This is a genomic window from Citrobacter sp. Cpo090 (genome assembly GCF_030332665.1).
In the GTDB taxonomy this organism is placed as follows: Bacteria; Pseudomonadota; Gammaproteobacteria; order Enterobacterales; family Enterobacteriaceae; genus Citrobacter; species Citrobacter portucalensis.
The window spans coordinates 96,278-114,862 of the sequence record NZ_JAOWHK010000031.1 but is presented as its reverse complement, the minus strand read 5'-3'; the positions used below and the strand labels follow the sequence as shown (position 1 = coordinate 114,862).

General features: G+C 52.5%; 14 protein-coding genes. 7 read left to right on the top strand and 7 right to left on the bottom strand.

Annotation, left to right across the window (positions count from 1 at the left end; genetic code table 11):
- The first annotated feature begins 112 nt into the window (after positions 1-112).
- On the top strand, positions 113-1,156 hold the full coding sequence (locus OGY83_RS15525; RefSeq protein WP_003829510.1) for a GMP reductase: 1,044 nt from the start codon (positions 113-115) through the stop codon (positions 1,154-1,156).
- A 57-nt stretch (positions 1,157-1,213) separates the two neighbouring features.
- On the opposite strand, the gene hofC is transcribed toward OGY83_RS15525, so the two are convergent.
- The 4 genes from hofC to nadC form a co-directional block, all read right to left on the bottom strand.
- A complete protein-coding gene (gene hofC / locus OGY83_RS15520; protein WP_286636265.1) occupies positions 1,214-2,416 on the bottom strand; it encodes a protein transport protein HofC in 1,203 nt (400 codons plus the stop codon).
- A complete protein-coding gene (gspE, locus tag OGY83_RS15515) occupies positions 2,406-3,791 on the bottom strand; it encodes a type II secretion system protein GspE (RefSeq protein ID WP_286636264.1) in 1,386 nt (461 codons plus the stop codon). The genes hofC and gspE overlap by 11 nt, the downstream gene beginning before the upstream one ends.
- Positions 3,792-3,800: 9 nt before the next feature.
- Positions 3,801-4,238, bottom strand: a complete 438-nt coding sequence (gene ppdD / locus OGY83_RS15510) for a prepilin peptidase-dependent pilin (protein WP_286636263.1) — start codon at positions 4,236-4,238, stop codon at positions 3,801-3,803.
- 231 nt (positions 4,239-4,469) lie between these two features.
- Positions 4,470-5,363, bottom strand: a complete 894-nt coding sequence (nadC, locus tag OGY83_RS15505; RefSeq protein WP_286636262.1) for a carboxylating nicotinate-nucleotide diphosphorylase — start codon at positions 5,361-5,363, stop codon at positions 4,470-4,472.
- A gap of 87 nt (positions 5,364-5,450) precedes the next feature.
- Between nadC and ampD the strand changes: the two genes are divergently transcribed.
- Both ampD and ampE read left to right on the top strand, forming a co-directional pair.
- Entirely contained in the window at positions 5,451-6,014 is a 564-nt protein-coding gene (gene ampD, locus OGY83_RS15500; protein ID WP_008786207.1) for a 1,6-anhydro-N-acetylmuramyl-L-alanine amidase AmpD, read from the top strand.
- Positions 6,011-6,865, top strand: a complete 855-nt coding sequence (gene ampE, locus OGY83_RS15495; protein WP_286636260.1) for a beta-lactamase regulator AmpE — start codon at positions 6,011-6,013, stop codon at positions 6,863-6,865. Before ampD ends, ampE begins: the two co-directional genes overlap by 4 nt.
- 92 nt (positions 6,866-6,957) lie before the next feature.
- Here ampE and OGY83_RS15490 read toward each other — a convergent pair whose 3' ends face one another.
- The 3 genes from OGY83_RS15490 to aroP all read right to left on the bottom strand — a co-directional run bounded on the left by OGY83_RS15490 (position 6,958) and on the right by aroP (position 10,845).
- The gene (locus OGY83_RS15490) at positions 6,958-7,908 is read right to left on the bottom strand and encodes a glycoside hydrolase family 43 protein (RefSeq protein WP_286636259.1); all 951 of its coding nucleotides are present in this window, start codon (positions 7,906-7,908) and stop codon (positions 6,958-6,960) included.
- Positions 7,908-9,314 (bottom strand): glycoside-pentoside-hexuronide (GPH):cation symporter, encoded by a 1,407-nt coding sequence (locus OGY83_RS15485; RefSeq protein WP_286636257.1) that lies wholly within the window; start codon positions 9,312-9,314, stop codon positions 7,908-7,910. The genes OGY83_RS15490 and OGY83_RS15485 overlap by 1 nt, the downstream gene beginning before the upstream one ends.
- Before the next feature lie 157 nt (positions 9,315-9,471).
- Entirely contained in the window at positions 9,472-10,845 is a 1,374-nt protein-coding gene (aroP, locus tag OGY83_RS15480; RefSeq protein WP_008786209.1) for an aromatic amino acid transporter AroP, read from the bottom strand.
- A 564-nt stretch (positions 10,846-11,409) separates the two neighbouring features.
- Between aroP and pdhR the strand changes: the two genes are divergently transcribed.
- The 4 genes from pdhR to lpdA all read left to right on the top strand — a co-directional run bounded on the left by pdhR (position 11,410) and on the right by lpdA (position 18,505).
- Positions 11,410-12,174, top strand: a complete 765-nt coding sequence (gene pdhR / locus OGY83_RS15475; RefSeq protein WP_003018699.1) for a pyruvate dehydrogenase complex transcriptional repressor PdhR — start codon at positions 11,410-11,412, stop codon at positions 12,172-12,174.
- Between the two features lie 163 nt (positions 12,175-12,337).
- Positions 12,338-15,001, top strand: coding sequence for a pyruvate dehydrogenase (acetyl-transferring), homodimeric type (gene aceE, locus OGY83_RS15470; protein WP_048214932.1), 2,664 nt, complete (start codon positions 12,338-12,340; stop codon positions 14,999-15,001).
- Between the two features lie 14 nt (positions 15,002-15,015).
- On the top strand, positions 15,016-16,905 hold the full coding sequence (gene aceF / locus OGY83_RS15465; protein WP_191213406.1) for a pyruvate dehydrogenase complex dihydrolipoyllysine-residue acetyltransferase: 1,890 nt from the start codon (positions 15,016-15,018) through the stop codon (positions 16,903-16,905).
- Positions 16,906-17,080: 175 nt separating this feature from the next.
- Positions 17,081-18,505: a dihydrolipoyl dehydrogenase gene (gene lpdA, locus OGY83_RS15460; protein ID WP_003829486.1), complete on the top strand. Its 1,425-nt coding sequence runs from the start codon at positions 17,081-17,083 to the stop codon at positions 18,503-18,505.
- The last annotated feature ends 80 nt before the right edge of the window (positions 18,506-18,585 follow it).

Genomic DNA, 18,585 nt, shown 5'->3' with positions numbered 1-18,585 from the left:
TAGCGTAAAAAAAGAGAATTTCGCAGTCTTGCGCGGCATTGATTAGTGCGTATGATAGCGTCACTGGAGTTGTGAGTTTCGATTTTTCGCCATTAACCCCAGGAATCCGCACATGCGTATCGAAGAAGATCTGAAGTTAGGTTTCAAAGACGTTCTTATCCGCCCTAAGCGTTCTACTCTCAAAAGCCGTTCCGATGTTGAGCTGGAACGTCAATTTACCTTTAAGCATTCAGGTCAGACCTGGTCCGGCGTACCTATTATTGCCGCGAACATGGACACTGTCGGGACGTTTGCCATGGCAACGGCACTGGCATCCTTCGACATCCTGACCGCTGTGCACAAACACTATTCTGTTGAAGACTGGGCCGCCTTCATCGCAGAGAGTTCTGCTGATGTGCTCAAACATGTAATGGTTTCAACCGGCACCTCTGACGCAGATTTCGAAAAAACTAAACAGATTCTGGCGCTCAACCCCGCGCTGAACTTTATTTGCATTGATGTGGCCAATGGCTACTCAGAGCATTTTGTTCAGTTTGTGTCGAAAGCGCGTGAAGCATGGCCGACAAAAACAATTTGTGCGGGCAATGTGGTCACCGGTGAAATGTGTGAAGAGCTGGTGCTCTCCGGTGCTGATATTGTCAAAGTAGGTATTGGCCCAGGTTCTGTATGTACCACGCGTGTAAAAACCGGCGTTGGCTATCCACAGCTTTCTGCGGTTATTGAATGCGCCGATGCAGCCCACGGTCTGGGCGGCATGATTGTCAGCGACGGCGGCTGCACGATGCCGGGTGACGTGGCAAAAGCGTTCGGTGGCGGCGCAGACTTCGTGATGCTCGGCGGTATGCTGGCTGGTCATGAAGAAAGTGGCGGCAAAATTGTTGAAGAGAACGGTGAGAAATTCATGCTGTTCTACGGTATGAGTTCTGAATCTGCCATGACGCGTCACGTAGGTGGTGTTGCACAGTACCGCGCCGCAGAAGGTAAAACCGTCAAGTTGCCACTGCGCGGCCCGGTTGATAATACCGCTCGTGATATCCTCGGCGGCCTGCGTTCTGCTTGCACCTATGTAGGCGCATCCCGTCTGAAAGAGCTGACCAAACGTACAACGTTTATTCGTGTACAGGAACAAGAAAACCGCGTTTTCAATAGCCTGTAAGAACAGGTCGTTCTGTGAAATGCCTGATGGCGTTACGCCGCCATCAGGCATTTGAATTTATCCCACCCCGCTCATCGCATCTCCCAAATGGAAAATCGGTAAATACATCGCGACGACCAGCGTACCGATGATAAGCCCCGTAATGACCAGCAACGCAGGCTCAAGTAATGCAGCCAAATTCTCCGCTTGAGCCAGGGTTTTCTCGCCGTGGTGATGCGCGAGATTGCGCAGCATTGCATCCAGCGAGCCGGAAGCTTCACCCGTTCTGACCAGCTGTATGCACAATGGGCTGAATTCATCGCTATTTTTAAGCGCTAACCAGATCGGTTTTCCTGAGCTGATGTCCTGCTGAACCAGTGCTAAACGTTGCGACCAGAAAGGGTTAGCCAGCGTTTCGGTAACACTCTCAAGACCCTGCAAAAAGGGAATGCCCGCATTTTGCGTTAACGCCAGAACGGTGAAGATCTGTGTGAGCTTTTGCCCTCTCACCATCGGCCCTATGACCGGGAGGCTGAGCAGTAATTTCTGACGCAGAACGAGCCAGTACGGTTTCTGATTTATCAGTTGATGTGCTGCAATCGCTACCAGGCCGAGTGCTATCGCCAGCCACCCCCATTGACCGCTAAAGTGCGCGATGGCAATAATCCACTGAGTGAGCGCCGGTAGCGGGGTGTTGAATGTCTGGTAGATGGCGGCAAACTCAGGGAGTACAAACTGCAGCATCGCAAATACGACCATCACCGCCATGGTGATAATGATAATCGGATAGCGCAGGGCTTTTTTAACTTTATCAGCAAGTTGCTGTTGTTTCTTTTGCTGGTAGGCGAGTTCAAAACAGCAGTCGTCCAGCTTACCCGTAAGCTCTCCGGTGCGGATCATTGCCAGGTAAAGGGGCGGAAAAACGTGTTGCCATTGTGATAACGAGGTGGAGAGGGTAATGCCCTGTTCCATATCGTAAGCCAGCGTACGCAGTAGCGCCTGCCACTGACTGCTGGGATGCTGTTCAGCAAGCAGAGCTAGCCCTGTTGAGAGCGTTAACCCTGCTTTTAGCAATGTCGCCAACTGGTGTATGGTTTCGGCACTTCTTGTGCGGCTCCAGTGCGAGGTTTTGACACGCATACGTTTAATGCGCAGCGGCGTAATCTGTTGTTCCTCAAGAGCCAGCATCAATGACGGTCGGGTATCGGCCCATAGCGTTCCTTCCAGCGATTTACCTTCGTTGTTAATGCCTTGCCAGCGCCAAAGCTGTTTAGCGGACATGTGGCATGCCCAGTACACGAATCAGCTCTTCAAATGTCGTTAATCCTTGCTCGACGGCCTGACAGCCATTCTCGAAAAGCGTTCTCATTCCTGATTGCTGGGCATCAGATTCAACTTCGTCTACGGGTGTGCCACTGGCAATACTCTGACGTAATGCCGGAGTAACAGGGAGTACTTCAAACAATGCCGTACGGCCATAAAATCCGTGATAACAATGTTTGCAGCCAGGGGCCTGCCAATTCGGTAGTGGTGTAGGCCAGATAGTTTTCGGGAGCGTAATAGGCGTACTTTGACGTTGTCGGCAATGGGGGCACAACTTTCTGACCAACCGTTGTGCAATGACGAGCGTCAGCGCGGAGGCAATCATCCAGCGTGCGACCCCCATTTGTTGCAGGCGTACCAGCGTTTCACTGGTGGAATTGGTATGCAGCGTAGAAAGAACCAGATGACCGGTTTGGGCGGCTTTAAGGGCTATTTCTGCCGTTTCGCCATCGCGGATTTCACCCACCATGATAATGTCGGGATCCTGGCGCAACAGAGCACGTAAGACTCCCTGAAAAGTCAAACCGGCGCGTGGGTGAATTTGCGTCTGGTTGAGGCCTGCGATCGGGATCTCTACCGGATCTTCCACGCTACAAAGATTCACATCCGGGGTGTTTCGGGTTTGCAGCGCACTGTACAGCGTGACCGTTTTACCGCTTCCGGTAGGTCCGGTAACCAGAATTAGCCCCTGAGGCTGCTGCAAAGCTTGCGCAAATGCGGCCAGCTGTGCGTCTTGCATTCCCAGCGCGGCGATCTCCAGAGTTTGATCGACCTGATGCAGTAGTCGCAACACGACTTTTTCGCCGTAGCGACAAGGCAGGGTGGCGATGCGAAACGAGACAGGTTCTCCTGAAATCTCAACGGTAAATTGTCCGTCTTGTGGAAGCCGATGCTCGGCGATATCCAGGCTGCCTAATACTTTTAACCTTGCGGTGATGGCAATGCCCATCTCGGTCGTTACTTCCGGTAAAGCGTGGAGTACGCCATCCACGCGTAATCTGATCCGATAGTGATTTTCCGCTGGCTCAAAATGAATATCAGAAGCCCGCTGCGCCAGAGCGGAATGAAACGTCTGATTCAGCAAGTCTGCCGCGCTGGCGCTGCTTTTCGTGACTACAGCCGGGAGCATTTTCTGCGGTGTATGCGTGTGGCCTTCCATTTGCTGACGTGTCCAGCAGACAATGTCGATGCGCCGGGTGGTGGCAAAATGCAGTGCATCCAGCAGTTCGTGTGATGGAGCGTCTACGACGGCGATATGCACCACTTCATTGTCTGCATCCAGTAATATTCCCTGATAACGTTGGCATAGCGCCGTAAGCTGGGTGGTATTCATCTCTGTTCCTTAGTGGTTATCAAAGCGGAAAACGTCATCACAGGCCTGTTGCAGTGCGCTGTCATTCTGGATGACGCAGTTACGGCTCCAACCGGTAATGCCGTTGGCATTGTCCCAGCCTGGCGTCATGGTGATGCTTAACCCGTTCAGGCTTTCCTGCCCACTAAGACTGACAACTCCGTTTTCAATGCTCATGGCTGAGACGTAACGGGTAGTCGTTGGAGAGGGAATACCATTCGTTCCGGCATCGCAGGTAGCTGTTCCGCCATGCTCCAGCGCACAAAGCTCAACCGCCGTACGATAGGGGACAAAGGTTTGCAGCATGTCTGTCAGCGCTGCTTTGCGCAGATAGTTTTGATAGGCCGGAATGCCGATGGCGCTAAGAATGGCAATAATGCCAATCACCACCATGAGCTCGATAAGCGTAAAGCCTCGTTGCTTGTTCATTGTTCGCTCCTTGAGTTTGCTGGCGCTACTTTGGCAAATCGACGGTGGGACGGCGAGTGACAAAAAACAAAACGGGAAAGCGGGTTCAGAGGATTTTTACGAGATTACAGAGTCAGACAATGTATTTGCGAAGGGGCTCGAAGAAACTGCTGGATGGCGGCGTAAATGCCGTATCCGGCTGGGGGGGAGAGGCCCGATAAGCGAAGCGCCATCGGGCAATACAATCAGCAATTAGCGAAATCGCATGGAGAGATCGAGTGCGCGAACATGTTTGGTCAGCGCGCCAACGGAGATAAAGTCCACACCGGTTTCGGCAAATTCGCGCAGCGTTTCATAGGTGACGTTGCCCGACACTTCCAGACGCGCCTGGCCGTTGGTGCGTTTTACCGCTTCACGCATTTGGTCAGTTTCGAAGTTATCGAGCATGATGATATCGGCTCCGGCTTTCAGCGCGTCGTCCAGCTCATCCAGGCTTTCAACTTCGACTTCAACCGGCACATCCGGGTGCAACCAGAAGGCTTTTTCGACGGCCTGACGTACCGATCCGGAAGCAATAATGTGGTTTTCTTTAATCAGGAAAGCGTCGGACAGCCCCAAACGATGATTTGCGCCGCCGCCGCACAATACGGCGTATTTTAGCGCGGTACGCAGTCCCGGTAGGGTTTTGCGCGTATCCAGCAGTTGGGTATTGGTTCCTGCCAGCAGGTCGACGTATTTACGCACCTCGCTCGCCACGCCCGATAGTGTCTGCACAAAATTCAGCGCAGTACGTTCACCGGTCAGTAACACGCGGGAAGGGCCGTCCAGTTCAAACAGCGGCTGGTTGGCCTTAATGCTGTCGCCATCTTCGACATGCCAGGTGATGTTAACATCATCGCCAGCAAGCTGAATAAAGACCTCTTCCACCCAACGTTTTCCACAAAAAACGCCATCTTCGCGGGTGATTACGGTGGCATGGGAGCGCATGTCTTCGGGTAAAAGCTGTGCAGTGATATCGTTATTGGCATCAACTTCTCCGCCTAAATCTTCACGCAGCGCCTGAGCTACAGCGGTAGGGATATCCAGATTTATGCGTTCCAACAGCGCGTCACGTCGGTAGTCAGGGTTATAGCGGCGAGGCGGCATGATAAAACTCCAAATTGCTAACGAATCATAAGGTGGAAACATGCTACCCTGAACCCGATATGAGCACCACCAATAAGGAGATTCTGCATGTTGTTAGACGAGGGTTGGCTGGCAGAGGCGCGACGCGTTCCCTCTCCGCATTACGATTGCCGCCCGGATGACGAAAACCCTTCTCTGCTGGTGGTGCATAATATCAGCCTGCCGCCCGGCGAGTTTGGCGGCCCGTGGATAGACGCGCTGTTTACGGGCACGATTGATCCTAACGCCCATCCTTATTTTGCCGGGATCGCCCATCTGCGTGTTTCGGCCCATTGTTTGATTCGTCGTGACGGTGAAATCGTGCAATATGTGCCTTTTGATAAACGCGCCTGGCATGCGGGTGTGTCGAGCTATCAAGGGCGCGAACGCTGTAATGATTTTTCAATTGGTATTGAATTGGAAGGGACGGATACGCTGGCCTATACCGATGCGCAGTATCAGCAACTGGCTGCCGTGACGAATACCCTGATTACGCGTTATCCGGCCATTGCTAACAACATGACAGGGCATTGCAATATTGCGCCCGAGCGTAAGACCGATCCCGGGCCGTCCTTTGACTGGGCAAGGTTCCGCGCCCTGGTCACCCCCTCGTCGCACAAGGAGATGACATGACGCTGTTTACAACATTATTGGTGTTGATTGTTGAACGCCTGTTTAAGCTGGGTGAGCACTGGCAGCTTGATCACCGGGTTGAAGCTTTTTTCCGCCGGGTTAAGCATTTCTCGATGATGCGTACGGTAGGCATGACTCTTATTGCGATGGGAGTGACGTTTCTGCTACTGCGCGCACTTCATGGGCTGTTGTTTAACGTTCCGTTGCTGGTGGCGTGGATCTTAATTGGCTTGCTGTGCATCGGCGCAGGCAAGGCGCGCCTTCACTATCACGCTTACCTGAACGCGGCTGCTCGCGATGATGCTCACGCCCGTGATGCGATGGCCAGCGAGCTGACGCTTATCCATGGGGTTCCGCCGGACTGCGATGAGCGTGAATTTTTGCGCGAGCTGCAGAACGCGCTGTTATGGAACAACTTCCGCTTTTATCTGGCGCCGTTATTTTGGCTGATTGTCGGTGGTCCGTGGGGACCTGTAACGCTGGTAGGTTATGCTTTTTTACGCGCCTGGCAGTCCTGGCTGGCGCGCTATCAGACACCGCACCAGCGTCTGCAATCAGGTATTGATGCGATCCTGCATGTGCTGGATTGGATCCCGGTGCGTCTGGCTGGCGTGGTTTATGCGCTGCTGGGACACGGCGAGAAAGCGCTGCCGGCCTGGTTTGCCTCGCTTGCTGATCTGCACACGTCGCAATATCAGGTGCTTACGCGTCTGGCGCAGTTCTCGCTGGCGCGTGAACTGCACACCGATAAAGTCGAAACGCCAAAAGCAGCCGTTTCGCTGGCGAAGAAGACCTCGTTTGTGGTGGTGGTGGTCATTGCGCTGCTCACCATTTATGGGGCATTAGTGTAGCGTTGTGCCGGATGGCGCTAACGCTTATCCGGCCTACAATGGAAAAACGTGTAGGCCCGGTAAGCGTTAGCACCACCGGGCAGTGCAACGGCCTAGTTCGTATCAGCAGGCGGCACGCCAAAATCAGGCATGCCGTTTTCGTCCCAGCGCACGAGCTTCAGACGAGTGTGGCGGTTTGGGTCGTACAGCGGATCGCCCTCGATTTCAGTGTAGTTTCTCGCGTGATACACCAGCACATCTTCACCTTCCGGCGTTTGTGTAAAGCTGTTGTGTCCTGGCCCAAACTGGCGGTTTTCATAACTGGTGGTAAAGACCGGGCGCGGTGATTTGTGCCAGTTCTGCGGGTTGAGCGGATCGGCGTTGAGGTCAATCCACAATAATCCCATACAGTAGTTCTCATCGGTGGCGCTGGCGGAATAGCTGATAAACAGCTTGTCGCCGTGAACCATGACGGCAGGACCTTCGTTGACCCAAAAGCCCCGGCATTCCCAGTCATATTCAGGGTGGCTTAGCATGACCGGCTCGCCTTTAATCGTCCATGGATTTTCCAGCTCTGCGAGATAGATATTGGAGTTTCCGGCGATATCGGGCGACTTCTGCGCCCAGAGATACCACTGTTTTCCCTGATGGTTAAAGGTGGTGGCATCAAGCGCAAAGGTATCAAACTGCGTTTTAATCTGACCTTTCTCCGTCCACTTTCCGGTCAGCGGATCGGCGTCGGCACATTCGAGCGCAAACATGCGATGCTGGAACATCCCCAGCTTGTCGAGCGACTGTGTGTGGGTGGCGGCAAAATAGATGTACCACTTGCCTGCCAGATGATGGATTTCGGGCGCCCAGATGAGCTGGCTCATGGGGCCACTTTCTGGTTTGCGCCAGATGACAACCGGGGCGGCGGTGCGCAACCCTTCCAGCGAGTCGGCCCGGCGTATCTCCAGCCGGTCATATTCAGGTACTGAAGCAATGAAATAGTAGTGGCTACCGTCACGTAAGATAAACGGATCGGCACGCTGTTCAATAAAGGGATTTGGCCACTGATTCATTAGGCTTTCCTTACGGTTTCAGTCGTTTTTATTTCGTGGTATTCATTCAGTTCACGGTAGTTGGCGCGGCGCTTTTCTAAATCTGTCTGGATTTGCAGCATAAACTCGCGGTCAACTTTCAGCAGACGGACTACACCTGCAGTAATCAGATAGCCTACGCCTGGTATGATGGTAAACAGCAGCATAATACCGTTAATGGCGGAGTCGCTTTGCGCTTTCGCCCCAGCGTCGTAGCCGTACCAGGAGAGCAGGAAGCCGACCATCGCTCCGGCAATCGCCAGGCCCAGTTTCAGGAAGAACAGGTTACCGGAGAAGCTGATTCCGGTGATGCGTTTACCGGTTTTCCACTCGCCATAGTCATCGACATCCGCCATCAGCGACCAGTGCAGCGGAGAAGGGATTTGGTGCAGGATGTTGAGCAGGAAGTAGAGCACCATAATCATCATGGTGGCTTTCGGATCGAAGAAATAAAACGCGGCAGAGAAAATCGCCAGGATAATATTGGTCCAGAAGAAGACTTTCAGTTTGCACCAACGATCGGTTAATACCTTCGCCAGCATACTGCCGATCATCATGCCGACCACACCAAGACTGATAAACAGCGTTGCGAACTGCGTGCTTTGCTGCATAACCCAGGTCACGTAGTACATGGTGGCAGCCATGCGAATAAAGCCCGGACAGACGTTGCACAGCGTTAACAGCAGAATTTTTACCCACTGATCGTTCTTCCACACGTCTTTCAGATCGGCTTTTAAATCGTCATTGGTCTGGACAGCAGGGCGCACGCGTTCACGGACCGTAGCGAAGCAAAACAGGAACATACACATGCCGATGAAGGCCAGAACCGCCATCGCCATCTGATACCCTTTGGCTTTGTCTTCCCCGCCGAACCAGTCAGCCATTGGCAGCAAGGTGAGGGACAGCAGCAGAGTTGCAATGCCTACCAACACAAATCGATATGACTGGCAGGCGACGCGTTCCTTCGGATCGTTGGTGATGACGCTGCCGAGCGAGCAGTAGGGAATGTTGATCGCTGTATAGGTGATAGAGAGCAGGAAGTAGGTAACGAACGCATAGATAACTTTGCTGTTATAGGTCCACTCTGGGGTGGTAAACATCAGTACGCTGAATAATGCGTACGGGAAAGCCATCCACAAAAGCCATGGACGAAATCGACCATATTTACTACGGGTGCGGTCGGCCATCGCGCCCATTATAGGGTCGGTAACGGCATCGATAACGCGTACTGAGAGCAGTAATACGCCGACCAGGGCAGGCGCCAGACCAAAAACATCTGTATAAAAATAGTTAACAAACAACATGATGGCGCCAAAGATGATGTTGCATCCGGCGTCGCCCATTCCATAGCCGATCTTTTCTTTCACCGTGAGCTTACTGGTTTCCATCAACTGCACTCCATTAATGAGATATGGAGAGAATTATTGTCTGGCACCGGTGTTTTTGCGTTGCAGGATAACGCCGCTGATATGGACTAAACAGTCGTGAGTGGGAAAGTGTGAGGCAGGTAACAACCCCCACCTGGTGCAGGTGGGGGAGGGGGGATTAATGCGCTTTAACCGCGCCGGCCGTTTTCTGTTTGCACAGGTAGCCGATGCCAAGAATGGCAATCCATACAGGGATTAAGTACACCGAGATCGCCATGCCCGGCGTCATCAGCATAATCACCAGTACTGCAGCCATGAAAATCAGGCACACCCAGTTACCCAGCGGATAGAGCAGCGCCGGGAAGCGGGTGGTAACACCCTGCTGCTGTTTGGCTTTGCGGAATTTCATGTGCGCCAGGCTAATCATTGCCCAGTTGATCACCAGTGCGGAAACTACCAGCGCCATCAGCAGGCCAAAGGCGGATTCCGGTGCCAGGTAGTTGATCAGCACACACAGCGCCGTCACCAGTGCGGAAACCAGAATGGTGTTCACCGGCACGCCGCGTTTATCGACATTCATCAGCGCTTTTGGCGCGTTGCCTTGCTGTGCCAGACCGAACAGCATACGGCTGTTGCAGTACACGCAGCTGTTATAGACAGAAAGGGCGGCAGTCAGCACCACGATGTTCAGGGCATTAGCAACAAAGGTATCGCCCAGCTCGTGGAAAATAAGGACAAATGGGCTGGTATCCGCCGTGACACGCGTCCACGGCATCAGGGAAAGCAGAACAGCCAGCGAACCCACATAGAAAATCAGGATACGGTAGATAACCTGGTTGGTCGCTTTGGGAATGCTTTGCTCCGGGTTATCCGCTTCTGCTGCGGTGATCCCGACCAGCTCCAGTCCACCGAAAGAGAACATGATAATAGCCATCATCATCACCAAGCCGGTGAAGCCGTGCGGCAGGAAGCCACCCTGGTCCCACAGGTTACTGACGCTGGCCTGCGGGCCGCCGTTACCGCTAAACAGTAACCAGCCACCGAACAGGATCATCGCTACAACGGCAATGACTTTAATAATGGCAAACCAGAACTCCATCTCACCAAACACTTTCACGTTGGTCAGGTTGATGGCGTTGATCAGCACAAAGAAGGCAGCCGCAGACACCCATGTTGGGATCTCCGGATACCAGAACTGGATGTATTTACCCACGGCAGTTAGCTCAGCCATGGCAACCAGCACGTACAGCACCCAATAGTTCCAGCCGGAAGAGAACCCCGCAAAACCGCCCCAGTATTTATAGGCAAAGTGACTAAATGAGCCTGCAACGGGCTCTTCAACCACCATTTCACCTAACTGACGCATAATCAAAAAGGCGATAAAGCCGGCAATAGCGTAACCCAGAATAATACCCGGTCCTGCAGACTGGATAACGGATGCGCTACCGAGGAATAACCCGGTACCAATCGCGCCACCCAGTGCGATTAGCTGTATATGGCGGTTCTTAAGGCCGCGCTTGAGCTGATCGCCATGCTGTTGACTTTCCATCATGAAACCTCGTGTGTGGTTTTACTCTTCATATTTCGAGTGCTTATTTTTTGAACTACGCAGCAATGCGTGTGTAAGTTTGCAATTCCGTTTGTTGTATTAATTTGTTTACAGATGCTATTGATGAAATGTTGCCTTAATACTTTTGTCTTGATCAGAATAATGATATGCGAGCGCGAATGCACCTGCTTTATGCGGGGAAGATGACGAGTTGAATAAAAAGAAACCATTTGTAAATGCGAGTTTATCTACCACAAAATTTCCATTTTGAATTTCTATTCATTAATAGTGGTTTATATATCGATAAATAAGCAGGTGAATCGGTTCAGATGAGATAATTTTTCGTTTCAATTCCGTTAAAACTACCCCAGGGTGGGTAAATTTAACATTTGTGCATAGTTACATGTTTGAAACGTTATTTCTGTAATGTTGTTAAAATATGCCTCCTTTACTGATTTCAATCAAAACCTGTATGGACAGAAGGTGAATACTTTGTTACTTTAGCGTCAAGAACATGAAATTGGTAAGACCAATTGACTCCGGGCAAATGGCTTAAGACAGGAAATCATGGCCTACAGCAAAATCCGCCAACCAAAACTCTCCGATGTGATTGAGCAGCAGCTGGAGTTTTTAATTCTTGAGGGGACACTTCGCCCCGGAGAAAAACTCCCACCGGAACGCGAGCTGGCAAAACAGTTCGACGTCTCCCGCCCCTCCTTACGCGAGGCGATCCAACGCCTTGAAGCGAAGGGGTTACTGCTTCGTCGTCAGGGCGGTGGCACTTTTGTTCAGAGCAGCCTGTGGCAGAGCTTTAGCGACCCACTGGTAGAGCTGCTCTCCGACCATCCTGAATCCCAGTTTGACCTGCTTGAGACGCGCCATGCGCTGGAAGGTATTGCAGCTTATTACGCTGCACTGCGCAGCACGGATGAAGACAAAACGCGTATCCGTGAACTCCACCATGCGATCGAGCTTGCTCAACAGTCCGGCGATCTTGACGGCGAATCTGATGCAGTACTCCAGTATCAAATTGCTGTCACCGAAGCGGCACACAATGTGGTGCTGCTCCATTTGCTAAGGTGTATGGAGCCGATGCTGGCCCAGAACGTTCGGCAAAACTTCGAATTGCTGTATGCGCGTCGTGAAATGCTGCCACTGGTTAGCAGTCATCGTACCCGTATTTTTGAAGCAATTATTGCCGGGAAGCCGGAAGAGGCGCGTGAAGCGTCCCACCGTCACCTGGCGTTTATCGAAGAGATTCTGCTGGACAGAAGCCGTGAGGAAAGCCGTCGTGAACGCGCCTTACGCCGTCTGGAGCAACGAAAGAATTAGTGATTTTTCTGGCAGAACGTTAACCAGAAGATGTTGTAAATCAAGCGCCATATAAAGTGCGCGGCAACTAAACGCAGAACCTGTCTTATTGCGTTCTCTGGCGAGAACGCAATGGGACAGGTTCCAGATAACTCAACGTATTAGATAGATAAGGAATACCCCCATGTCAGAACGTTTCCCAAATGACGTGGATCCGATCGAAACTCGCGACTGGCTACAGGCGATCGAATCGGTCATCCGTGAAGAAGGTGTTGAGCGTGCTCAGTATCTGATCGACCAACTGCTTTCAGAAGCCCGCAAAGGCGGCGTGAAAGTAGCGGCAGGTGCAGGGGCCAGCAATTATGTAAACACTATTGCCGTTGAAGATGAACCGGAATACCCGGGCAATCTGGAGCTGGAACGTCGTATTCGTTCTGCTATCCGTTGGAACGCCATCATGACCGTACTGCGCGCGTCTAAAAAGGACCTCGAGCTGGGTGGCCACATGGCATCCTTCCAGTCCTCCGCAACGGTATATGATGTTTGCTTCAACCACTTCTTCCGTGCACGCAACGAGCAAGATGGCGGCGATCTGGTGTACTTCCAGGGCCACATCTCTCCGGGCATCTACGCACGCGCATTCCTGGAAGGTCGTCTGACTGAAGAGCAGATGAACAACTTCCGTCAGGAAGTACATGGCAAAGGCCTGTCTTCCTACCCGCACCCGAAACTGATGCCAGAATTCTGGCAGTTCCCGACCGTATCTATGGGTCTGGGCCCAATCGGTGCTATCTACCAGGCTAAATTCCTGAAATATCTGGAACACCGTGGCCTGAAAGATACCTCTAAACAAACCGTTTACGCCTTCCTGGGCGACGGCGAGATGGATGAGCCAGAATCAAAAGGTGCGATCACCATCGCGACTCGTGAAAAACTGGACAACCTGGTCTTTGTTATCAACTGTAACCTGCAGCGTCTTGACGGTCCGGTAACCGGTAACGGAAAGATTGTTAACGAACTGGAAGGCATCTTCGCGGGCGCTGGCTGGAACGTTATCAAAGTCATGTGGGGCGGTCGTTGGGATGAACTGCTGCGTAAAGACACCAGCGGTAAACTGATCCAGCTGATGAACGAAACCGTTGACGGCGACTACCAGACCTTCAAATCCAAAGATGGCGCATACGTACGTGAGCACTTCTTCGGTAAATACCCGGAAACCGCAGCCCTGGTTGCTGACTGGACTGACGAGCAGATTTGGGCTCTGAACCGTGGTGGTCACGATCCGAAGAAAGTCTACGCTGCACTGAAAAAAGCGCAGGAAACCAAAGGCAGAGCAACTGTAATCCTGGCCCATACCATCAAAGGTTACGGCATGGGTGACACCGCTGAAGGTAAAAACATCGCTCACCAGGTTAAGAAAATGAACATGGACGGCGTGCGTTATATCCGCGACCGTTTCAACGTTCCTGTGACCGATGAGCAGGTTGAAAACCTGTCTTACATCACCTTCCCGGAAGGTTCTGAAGAGCACACTTATCTGCACGCTCAGCGTCAGAAACTGCATGGCTACCTGCCAGCTCGTCAACCGAACTTCACCGAGAAGCTGGAACTGCCGGCTCTGGAAGACTTCGGTGCGCTGCTGGAAGAGCAGAACAAAGAAATCTCCACCACTATCGCTTTCGTTCGTGCCCTGAACGTGATGCTGAAGAACAAGTCGATCAAAGATCGTCTGGTGCCGATCATCGCTGACGAAGCGCGTACTTTCGGTATGGAAGGTCTGTTCCGTCAGATCGGTATCTACAGCCCGAACGGTCAGCAGTACACCCCGCAGGACCGTGAGCAGGTTGCTTACTATAAAGAAGACGAGAAAGGTCAGATCCTGCAGGAAGGTATCAACGAACTGGGTGCTGGCGCATCCTGGCTGGCTGCTGCGACCTCTTACAGCACCAACGATCTGCCGATGATCCCGTTCTACATCTACTACTCCATGTTCGGGTTCCAGCGTATCGGTGACCTGTGCTGGCAGGCAGGCGACCAACAGGCTCGTGGCTTCCTGATTGGTGGTACTTCCGGTCGTACGACGCTGAACGGCGAAGGTCTGCAGCACGAAGATGGTCACAGCCATATTCAGTCTCTGACTATCCCGAACTGTATCTCTTACGATCCGTCTTACGCGTACGAAGTTGCGGTCATCATGCACGATGGTCTGGAGCGTATGTACGGTGAGAAACAAGAGAACGTTTACTACTACATCACCACGCTGAACGAAAACTACCACATGCCGGCAATGCCAGCAGGTGCCGAGGAAGGTATCCGTAAAGGTATCTACAAACTCGAAACCCTCGAAGGTAAGAAAGGTAAAGTTCAGCTGCTGGGCTCCGGTTCTATCCTGCGTCACGTGCGTGAAGCAGCACAGATCCTGGCGAACGACTACGGTGTAGGTTCTGACGTTTACAGCGTAACCTCCTTCACTGAACTGGCGCGTGATGGCCAGGATTGTGAGCGCTGGAACATGCTGCACCCGATGGAAACTCCGCGCGTTCCGTACATCGCTCAGGTGATGAACGACGCTCCGGCAGTGGCATCTACTGACTATATGAAACTGTTTGCCGAACAGGTTCGTACTTATGTACCGGCTGATGATTATCGCGTACTGGGTACCGACGGTTTCGGTCGCTCTGACAGCCGTGAAAACCTGCGTCACCACTTCGAAGTTGATGCTTCCTACGTGGTTGTAGCGGCCCTGGGCGAACTGGCTAAACGTGGCGAAATCGATAAGAAAGTGGTTGCAGATGCAATCATCAAATTCAACATCGATGCAGATAAAGTTAACCCGCGTCTGGCGTAAGAGGTAAAAGAATAATGGCTATCGAAATCAATGTACCGGACATCGGGGCTGATGAAGTTGAAATCACCGAGATCCTGGTCAAAGTGGGCGACAAGGTTGAAGCTGAACAGTCGCTGATCACCGTAGAAGGCGACAAAGCCTCTATGGAAGTTCCGTCTCCTCAGGCTGGTATCGTTAAAGAGATTAAAGTCTCTGTTGGCGACAAAACTGAGACCGGCAAACTGATCATGATTTTCGATTCCGCCGATGGTGCAGCAGCCGCTGCACCTGCTCCGGCAGAAGAGAAGAAAGAAGCAGCTCCGGCAGCAGCACCTGCCGCCTCAGCAGCGAAAGAAGTACACGTACCGGACATCGGCGGTGACGAAGTTGAAGTTACCGAGATCATGGTTAAAGTGGGCGACACCGTTGCGGCTGAACAGTCTCTGATCACCGTTGAAGGTGACAAAGCGTCAATGGAAGTTCCGGCACCGTTCGCGGGTACCGTTAAAGAGATCAAAATCAACACGGGTGACAAAGTGTCTACCGGTTCCCTGATTATGGTCTTCGAAGTGGCGGGCGCAGCGCCTGCTGCTGCACCGGCTCAGGCGGCTGCTCCAGCAGCAGCGGCGGCTCCGGCAGCTTCTGGCTCGAAAGAAGTTAACGTACCGGATATCGGTGGTGACGAAGTTGAAGTCACTGAAGTGATGGTTAAAGTGGGCGATAAAATTGCCGCTGAACAGTCACTGATCACCGTTGAAGGCGATAAAGCGTCGATGGAAGTTCCGGCACCGTTCGCGGGTACCGTGAAAGAAATCAAAATCAGCACCGGCGACAAAGTTAAAACCGGTTCTCTGATTATGGTCTTCGAAGTCGAAGGCGCAGCACCTGCAGCCGCTCCTGCGCAGGCAGCTGCTCCGGCTCCGGCCGCTGCACCAGCACCTGCGCAAGCCGCAGCTCCGGCAGCGAAAGCGGAAGGCAAATCTGAGTTTGCTGAGAACGACGCTTACGTTCATGCAACGCCGCTGATTCGTCGCCTGGCGCGCGAATTCGGTGTGAACCTGGCGAAAGTGAAAGGTTCTGGCCGTAAAGGTCGTATCCTGCGTGAAGACGTTCAGGCTTACGTGAAAGACGCTATCAAGCGTGCTGAAGCGGCTCCGGCTGCTGCTGCAGGCGGCGGTATCCCGGGCATGCTGCCTTGGCCGAAAGTGGACTTCAGCAAGTTTGGTGAAATCGAAGAAGTGGAACTGGGCCGTATCCAGAAAATCTCTGGTGCTAACCTGAGCCGTAACTGGGTGATGATCCCGCACGTTACTCACTTCGATAAGACCGATATCACCGATCTGGAAGCGTTCCGTAAACAGCAGAACGCCGAAGCTGAAAAACGTAAACTGGACGTGAAATTCACCCCAGTAGTCTTCATCATGAAAGCGGTTGCCGCAGCTCTGGAACAGATGCCGCGCTTCAACAGCTCCCTGTCTGAAGACGGTCAGCGCCTGACCCTGAAGAAATACATCAACATCGGTGTAGCGGTTGATACTCCTAATGGTCTGGTTGTTCCGGTCTTCAAAGACGTGAACAAGAAGAGCATTACCGAGCTGTCTCGTGAACTGACCGTGATCTCCAAGAAAGCGCGTGATGGCAAGCTGACCGCTGGCGAAATGCAGGGCGGTTGCTTCACCATCTCCAGCATCGGTGGCCTGGGTACTACCCACTTCGCGCCGATTGTGAACGCGCCGGAAGTGGCTATCCTCGGTGTCTCCAAGTCCTCTATGGAGCCAGTGTGGAACGGTAAAGAGTTTATGCCGCGTCTGATGATGCCGATTTCGCTCTCCTTCGACCACCGTGTAATTGACGGTGCGGATGGTGCGCGCTTTATCACCATCATCAACAACATGCTGTCTGACATTCGCCGCCTGGTGATGTAAGCGAAAAAGCCGGCCCGACGGCCGGCTTTTTTCTGGTAATCTCATGAAGTCAGTGAGGTTATTGTGCGAAAGACAAATCGGTTGCCGTTTGTTGTTTCAAAATTGTTAACAATTTTGTAAAATACGGGCGGATAGAACGACCCGCTGGACGACGGGTATAAATTAAGAGGTCATGATGAGCACTGAAATCAAAACTCAGGTCGTGGTACTTGGGGCAGGCCCTGCAGGTTACTCTGCTGCCTTCCGTTGCGCAGATTTAGGTCTGGAGACCGTCATCGTAGAACGTTACAGCACCCTTGGCGGTGTTTGTCTGAACGTCGGCTGTATCCCTTCTAAAGCGCTGCTGCACGTAGCAAAAGTTATCGAAGAAGCCAAAGCACTGGCTGAACACGGTATCGTTTTTGGCGAGCCGAAAACCGATATCGACAAGATTCGTACCTGGAAAGAAAAAGTTATCACTCAGCTGACCGGCGGTCTGGCGGGTATGGCCAAAGGCCGTAAAGTGAAAGTGGTTAACGGTCTGGGTAAATTTACCGGGGCAAACACCCTGGAAGTTGAAGGCGAAAACGGCAAAACCGTAATCAACTTCGACAACGCAATCATCGCGGCGGGTTCCCGTCCGATCGAACTGCCGTTTATTCCGCATGAAGATCCGCGCGTGTGGGATTCCACCGATGCACTGGAACTGAAAACTGTTCCTAAGCGCCTGCTGGTAATGGGCGGCGGTATCATCGGTCTGGAAATGGGTACTGTGTACCATGCGCTGGGTTCAGAGATCGACGTGGTTGAAATGTTCGACCAGGTTATCCCGGCTGCCGATAAAGACGTGGTTAAAGTCTTCACCAAGCGCATCAGCAAGAAATTCAACCTGATGCTGGAAACCAAAGTGACCGCCGTTGAAGCGAAAGAAGACGGTATCTACGTTTCCATGGAAGGCAAAAAAGCCCCTGCCGAAGCTCAGCGTTACGATGCTGTGCTGGTCGCTATCGGTCGTGTACCGAACGGTAAAAACCTCGACGCGGGCAAAGCTGGCGTGGAAGTTGACGACCGTGGCTTCATCCGTGTCGACAAACAGCTGCGCACCAACGTTCCGCACATCTTTGCTATCGGCGATATCGTCGGTCAGCCGATGCTGGCACACAAAGGTGTTCATGAAGGTCACGTTGCCGCTGAAGTTATCGCCGGTAAGAAACACTACTTCGATCCGAAAGTTATCCCATCCATTGCATACACTGAACCAGAAGTTGCATGGGTTGGCCTGACCGAGAAAGAAGCGAAAGAAAAAGGCATCAGCTACGAAACCGCCACCTTCCCGTGGGCTGCTTCTGGTCGTGCTATCGCTTCCGATTGCGCAGACGGTATGACCAAACTGATTTTCGACAAAGAATCTCACCGTGTTATCGGTGGTGCGATTGTCGGTACCAACGGCGGCGAACTGCTGGGCGAAATCGGTCTGGCAATCGAAATGGGTTGTGACGCTGAAGATATCGCGCTGACTATCCACGCGCACCCGACTCTGCACGAGTCAGTGGGCCTGGCGGCAGAAATCTTTGAAGGTAGCATTACTGACCTGCCAAACCCGAAAGCGAAGAAGAAGTAATCTTCTCCCTTTTGTGAAAACGCCTCTTCGGAGGCGTTTTTTTTGCCTGAAGCAACCCGTTATTTCGGGCAACATGCCGG

What these genes read in the sequence shown, in the direction of transcription:
- ppdD (WP_286636263.1), bottom strand. Translation starts at nt 4,238, where the DNA reads ATGAACAAGCAACGAGGCTTTACGCTTATCGAGCTCATGGTGGTGATT.
- aroP (WP_008786209.1), bottom strand. Translation starts at nt 10,845, where the DNA reads ATGATGGAAAGTCAACAGCATGGCGATCAGCTCAAGCGCGGCCTTAAG.
- gspE (WP_286636264.1), bottom strand. Translation starts at nt 3,791, where the DNA reads ATGAATACCACCCAGCTTACGGCGCTATGCCAACGTTATCAGGGAATA.
- OGY83_RS15525 (WP_003829510.1), top strand. Translation starts at nt 113, where the DNA reads ATGCGTATCGAAGAAGATCTGAAGTTAGGTTTCAAAGACGTTCTTATC.
- OGY83_RS15485 (WP_286636257.1), bottom strand. Translation starts at nt 9,314, where the DNA reads ATGGAAACCAGTAAGCTCACGGTGAAAGAAAAGATCGGCTATGGAATG.
- OGY83_RS15490 (WP_286636259.1), bottom strand. Translation starts at nt 7,908, where the DNA reads ATGAATCAGTGGCCAAATCCCTTTATTGAACAGCGTGCCGATCCGTTT.
- ampE (WP_286636260.1), top strand. Translation starts at nt 6,011, where the DNA reads ATGACGCTGTTTACAACATTATTGGTGTTGATTGTTGAACGCCTGTTT.
- nadC (WP_286636262.1), bottom strand. Translation starts at nt 5,363, where the DNA reads ATGCCGCCTCGCCGCTATAACCCTGACTACCGACGTGACGCGCTGTTG.
- aceE (WP_048214932.1), top strand. Translation starts at nt 12,338, where the DNA reads ATGTCAGAACGTTTCCCAAATGACGTGGATCCGATCGAAACTCGCGAC.
- aceF (WP_191213406.1), top strand. Translation starts at nt 15,016, where the DNA reads ATGGCTATCGAAATCAATGTACCGGACATCGGGGCTGATGAAGTTGAA.
- ampD (WP_008786207.1), top strand. Translation starts at nt 5,451, where the DNA reads ATGTTGTTAGACGAGGGTTGGCTGGCAGAGGCGCGACGCGTTCCCTCT.
- lpdA (WP_003829486.1), top strand. Translation starts at nt 17,081, where the DNA reads ATGAGCACTGAAATCAAAACTCAGGTCGTGGTACTTGGGGCAGGCCCT.
- pdhR (WP_003018699.1), top strand. Translation starts at nt 11,410, where the DNA reads ATGGCCTACAGCAAAATCCGCCAACCAAAACTCTCCGATGTGATTGAG.
- hofC (WP_286636265.1), bottom strand. Translation starts at nt 2,416, where the DNA reads ATGTCCGCTAAACAGCTTTGGCGCTGGCAAGGCATTAACAACGAAGGT.